General features: G+C 38.9%; 7 protein-coding genes. 1 reads left to right on the forward strand and 6 read right to left on the reverse strand.

Going from position 1 to position 4,925, the window contains the following annotated elements:
- Positions 1-180: 180 nt before the first annotated feature.
- Both E4U82_RS19140 and E4U82_RS19145 read right to left on the reverse strand, forming a co-directional pair.
- On the reverse strand, positions 181-753 hold the full coding sequence (locus E4U82_RS19140; protein ID WP_135111842.1) for a hypothetical protein: 573 nt from the start codon (positions 751-753) through the stop codon (positions 181-183).
- Positions 754-885: 132 nt separating this feature from the next.
- Entirely contained in the window at positions 886-1,200 is a 315-nt protein-coding gene (locus E4U82_RS19145; RefSeq protein ID WP_135111843.1) for a hypothetical protein, read from the reverse strand.
- Positions 1,201-1,291: 91 nt separating this feature from the next.
- Here E4U82_RS19145 and E4U82_RS19150 point away from each other — a divergent pair, with 91 nt between their 5' ends.
- The gene (locus E4U82_RS19150) at positions 1,292-1,609 is read left to right on the forward strand and encodes a DUF4372 domain-containing protein (RefSeq protein ID WP_167751505.1); all 318 of its coding nucleotides are present in this window, start codon (positions 1,292-1,294) and stop codon (positions 1,607-1,609) included.
- A 157-nt stretch (positions 1,610-1,766) separates the two neighbouring features.
- On the opposite strand, the gene E4U82_RS20725 is transcribed toward E4U82_RS19150, so the two are convergent.
- From E4U82_RS20725 to E4U82_RS19165, 4 genes are all read right to left on the reverse strand, one after another.
- Positions 1,767-2,069: a DUF6431 domain-containing protein gene (locus E4U82_RS20725; protein ID WP_425339546.1), complete on the reverse strand. Its 303-nt coding sequence runs from the start codon at positions 2,067-2,069 to the stop codon at positions 1,767-1,769.
- A 307-nt stretch (positions 2,070-2,376) separates the two neighbouring features.
- Positions 2,377-3,321 carry a glycine betaine ABC transporter substrate-binding protein gene (locus E4U82_RS19155; RefSeq protein ID WP_135111845.1) on the reverse strand — a complete coding sequence of 315 codons (945 nt, stop codon included), beginning with the start codon at positions 3,319-3,321 and terminating at the stop codon, positions 2,377-2,379.
- A gap of 37 nt (positions 3,322-3,358) precedes the next feature.
- Positions 3,359-4,060, reverse strand: coding sequence for a cysteine hydrolase family protein (locus tag E4U82_RS19160; RefSeq protein ID WP_135111846.1), 702 nt, complete (start codon positions 4,058-4,060; stop codon positions 3,359-3,361).
- Positions 4,020-4,610, reverse strand: coding sequence for a GbsR/MarR family transcriptional regulator (locus E4U82_RS19165; protein WP_342447749.1), 591 nt, complete (start codon positions 4,608-4,610; stop codon positions 4,020-4,022). The genes E4U82_RS19160 and E4U82_RS19165 overlap by 41 nt, the downstream gene beginning before the upstream one ends.
- Between the last annotated feature and the right edge of the window lie 315 nt (positions 4,611-4,925).

The raw sequence follows: 4,925 nt of genomic DNA on the forward strand, positions 1-4,925 counted from the left end.
TAACACCAAAAATAGTTGCGGCCAGTCACCATATCTGGCCGCAACAGCTGTATGTAGATTTGGTCCAATATATAGGATTTTTCCCAAGTGTTTATCTTTTACATGTGAAAACCATCTAATATAGTTTAGCAGTTATTTTATCCGGGAAGTGACAGTCCCCCTGAACTATATAGAACTTCCTCAATCAAATGTAACATCAATTTTCACCTCTTCGCCAAAACTCATACTATCTTTTGATGGTTTATCTAATATAAATGTCATTTCTTTAATTTCGTCCAGATTTTCGTCTTCAAGATTGAATGCTGTTCGGAATTCTTGAGTAACTTGACCGATATGTTCCGATTCTCCTTTATTCAGCAGAGTTTGAGCATCATATTGTCCTTTTGTATTTGTCGTAACAGTTGTTGAAAATGGGTGGAAGCTAACTGTATCCTCTGAGTTATTTTCTGATTCAATTAGCATAACAGCCAATTTTAATTCTTCACGGTCAAAAAATGAGGCACTTTCTTCATTAGGTTTAAATGTTGCCAGCAATACCTTATTTAGTGAGAATGTAATGGAACCAGTTTCATGGGTTGGGTTAGATGGCTCAGTCACCTTTTTAATCGTATAAGTTCCATAATCATCAATTACTGTATCGCCCTTGGCAGCATCTGAAAATGCAATTTCTTCCTTTTGCTCAAATTTCGGTAAATCTCCTGAGCCTACAGCATTTAAAACTTCTTTGTATTTCTTAAATTCTTCATCACTCAATTCTCAACTGATTTGAAGCAGAATATCATCTCTTACTGCTGTATGGGAATAAAACATAGCATTCTCTTCTCCTAAGTCATCGTAATAAGATTTCATTTCTTCAAGATCAGTCTGATTATCATATCTGAAAATTCATCCGCCTGAATCCTCACCGAGTGAAGGGATCAATAATCTTTTTGCTTTATCCGCTTTCATTGGAGCCATGCCAAAATCATCACGTGTTAATTCTCCACCATCTTCAGCTTCTAATCCTGATTTTTGAAAAGCTGTTATTAAATTATCCACTGTTAGTTCCATCGTTTTATCTTCATTTGCATTACTACTATTTGTTTCCTCTTGCGATGCTTCTCCTCCACAAGCACCTAGTAAAACGAACATAACGATAAAAACTGATAAACTAACACTAGCGTTGCATAGATAACGGGGCAATTTTAATAATCTTGCCAATTATCCAAAATATAGGTTTCAGAGTATAAAAAAATCCTTTATAATGGAAGTGGTGGTTGTTGTCCAAATCCAATATAAAGGAACTCTGAATATGGACAATCATACACTATTATCATCATTTGGTAAATGGGTTTCACCCATTAACGTTGAAAAACTTACAGAACAAATCACACAAACCGGCCAAGATCGCTATACGAAAAAGTTCACGACTTATTCGTATATCAAGCTGTTATTATTATCCCACCTGGAAGAAGTGGAAAGCTTACATGCCATGAGCGATACCCTGTTTGATGATGACATTCAACAGGAACTGGGATTGAATTCAATTAGCGTTTCGCAGTGGTTACTAAAAGCGAAACTGTGGAAGGAGTGCCGTCACTGGCTTCGTCGCATTAGCGGCATACCATAACAATGTGTGTTGTTGGTGTCCCTCCTGGATCAAATGTATAATTTTACCAAATGGACAATGCCACTTTTTCATTAAGGTTTGTCTTTTTGGCGAAAATTAGAGCTAAACGGATTTCAAAATATTCAATTTATATTAATGCAACGCTAGTGATACGCTTTCAATATTTGCCCATAAGTGCCGGAGTCCTTAATCGGAAAGCAGTTCTCCCTGTCAACACAACGGGAATGTGTAATCGTGTTAACGATATCCAGCACGACAAGGTCCTTTTTTCGATATGATGAATTTGTTCGCACTGTTCGCAATAAAGCCTTCGAATGATAAGTTTATTCCGGTCACCTGAGCTTCTATACCATATGCGAGGCCGACTGCCCGAAACCTTTTCGAAAGGTTTCTCGCAACATGGACAAATACTCAATTCCGTACTCCTAACGAAAAACCCCCGTTTCGTTCTCCTTCTCAATCAGCTTATAATCTGATATAATGACCATAATATGTGCTATTATTGGACGCCTCCAGTGAAGTTGTTTCCGCAATTTCACATAAATTGGAGGCGTCCTTTTCCTTTCTCAAGAATGTATACCTTGGTCATTATATCGGTCAATATTCGGTCAGGCATTAGTGTCAACTTTCGGTCTTTTTGATTTAGCTAAAACACTTTGTAAAAATCTCTTTATTCTTTTGATATCGCACATAACAATGAAATTCTCCATAGGGGGATTCCTATGAAGAATTTTCACCAAATCTTGTCCAACCGGCATTTAGTTTATTTATTGTATCGTTTCATACCATTCGTTGACTGTATCTTGATTGTTGTTCACCCATTCTTGGGCAGCTGTTTCCGGGTCTGTACCATTGTTGATTTCGACCATGACGCTTTCCAATTCGGATTTGCTTAATGCGAATTGATTGAGAATTTCATGGGCTCTTGGGGCGTCTTCTTCTAACCCTTCACGAACGACTGTGTTAATATCGTCCGGATCCCCATATGAATTTTGCGGGTCGTCGAGATATTTCAAGTCCCATTTAGAAAAGGCCCAATGAGGGGACCAAAGCGTCACGACAACCGGCTCTTGATTATTGATGGCCTCACCTAATGATGTAGCCATGGCTGCTGAAGAACTGGCTTGCAATGTCCAGTTATCTAAACCATAGTCTTCCATAACTTGATTCTTGGTCAATTCCATTTGGCCGGATCCAGGCTCAATACCTGTAATGGTCCACTCTGTCTCATCTCCTACCGAATTCGTATTGTCAGCCAGGTCTTCGATGGAGTTTACGTCTTTCATATACTCGGGTACGGCGAGGCCGAGAGGGGTTCCTTCCACATTAGGCCCAAGCATTTCGATATCTCCACCATACTCTTCCCAATAGTCAGCATCCGTGTTGGGAAGCCATACGCATACAGAAGCTTCGGATGTTTGATCGGCAATCCCTGTATACATGGCACCGGAATTAACCTGTTGTAAGGTAACATCATAGCCTTGTTCTTCCAATGCCACTTTAATTACGTTCGAACTTGCGATGGCAGACGGCCAAGAGACATATGGGATGCTGATTTCTTCTTGTCCCATCTCAAGCTTATCATCGTTATTGTTACCCGAATTGTCATCTGAGCTATTTTCAGAAGAATTATCATTACCGCCACATGCTGCCAATAACATAGTAAGCATGAGTAAGGTTGTAAATATTATCAGTTTTTTATTGCTTTTCATGGTTGTTATTCCTCCTCTAAAATTATTGCGTCGCGTTTCAATTATGTTCCGTATCCGATTGCAGCGTTTGCGGTTTTTGGTCAAGGCGGCCAAAAACGTCCCGAATATTTTCCGGTGTGAATTGTAATTGATCAGAGTATGTCGATTCCCAGTAATGATATGTCTGTCCAGAAAGTTTTTTTATCATTTCGTCTGCATCAAAAATGGCGATATTATAAATCCAATTGGCCATCGTTAATATAGCGCTCATATGTGCGCCTTCGTTTGTAGCACCGCAAATGTCTTTCACCAGGTTTACTTGATAATCTCGAAAGTAGGCATCAAAAACGGAGGTCATGACACAACCGTCTGTCACCACGCCGCCTAAGATGATGTGTTTGATCCCCATGCTTTTTAGAAGCAAATCCAAGTGTGTGTCGTAAAAACCGCTCCAGCGATATTTATCGATGACAATATCATGGCTTTCGGGCTGAATATCATCAATGATGTCGATTGCATCAGTTTTGCTATTGTAAAATACCGGTTCGTTATTGTGATTCAAGGGTTCTTGTTTGGATAGCCCTACCCTGTCATTGCGGTTGATATGCCGAGTGTAAATAATGGGAATGTTGTTTTTTCGGCATTCCGTAATTACCTCACGTGTTTGGCGAACGATTTGTTCCTGACCTTGAATGCCGAATTGACTTTCCTTTTGCATATCAATGATTACGAGTGCTGTCTTCGCTGTATCCAGTGTCATCACCTTCTTGGTTGTATTTTGGGATAAAGTTAAAAATATCGCCGGATTCCATGGCATTCGCCAGTTTAAGCGTCCAATCAAAATAAGTGTTGGTCCGTTCAATATCGATCAAATCTTTTTTTGCCATTTCTTTTGCTTCTTCAGATTCACCATTCACCACGATTTCTTTCAATTTGCCTTCAACTTGTTCATTGGCCCGATAAATAATATTCCGTTCTTGTCTCAGCATTTTTACAAAGAAGGTGAAGAAGTTTCGGAAAAAATCTTTCTCTGCAATAAAATGATCCTTTCTTTCGCCTTTCTTCCAAACTTTAATGACCATTTCTGTATCAAGCAATTCACGTAATCCTGTACTGACGCTACCCTTACTCATCGCCACTTCGTCTTTTATTTCATCAAGGTTAAGTGGTCTGTCCGCGAAGTAGAGCGTTCCGTAAATTCTTCCCACTGAGGGCGTCACGCCATATATCACCATGGTTTGCGCGATGGCACTGCTTAACATTTCCCGTGATGCTTCAATTTCTTGAAAATCATCATGGTTTTCGCTCACTGTTTGTTGCCCCCTTTCGTAAAGTATATTATGTTTAATTTGTATAGTATAAACCAAAATGTTCAATTTATACTATACAAAATGAATATTTATTTGTCAAATTGCCGTTATAGGATGTGGCCTTTACTAATTATTGTCATCTCAGCAGGAAGAAGGACTTTCCCAACGTTATTTCTGAGAAACTTTCTCTAGGAGCCTTGGACAGAAGTATTTCAAAAAATCCCGCTTCATTTCACTACAACCTATTTTTATGTAAAAAAATGGAAATGATTTAAAAAAGGGTATGCCAAATAAGCTTCACGTTTATGTCATTTT

This window comes from Lentibacillus salicampi (assembly GCF_004565465.1).
Classification (GTDB): Bacteria; Bacillota; Bacilli; order Bacillales; family Amphibacillaceae; genus Lentibacillus; species Lentibacillus salicampi.

Excerpts from the sequence above, each read along its gene's own strand:
- E4U82_RS19150 (WP_167751505.1), top strand. The coding sequence starts at position 1,292 with ATGGACAATCATACACTATTATCATCATTTGGTAAATGGGTTTCACCC.
- E4U82_RS19155 (WP_135111845.1), bottom strand. The coding sequence starts at position 3,321 with ATGAAAAGCAATAAAAAACTGATAATATTTACAACCTTACTCATGCTT.
- E4U82_RS19160 (WP_135111846.1), bottom strand. The coding sequence starts at position 4,060 with ATGACACTGGATACAGCGAAGACAGCACTCGTAATCATTGATATGCAA.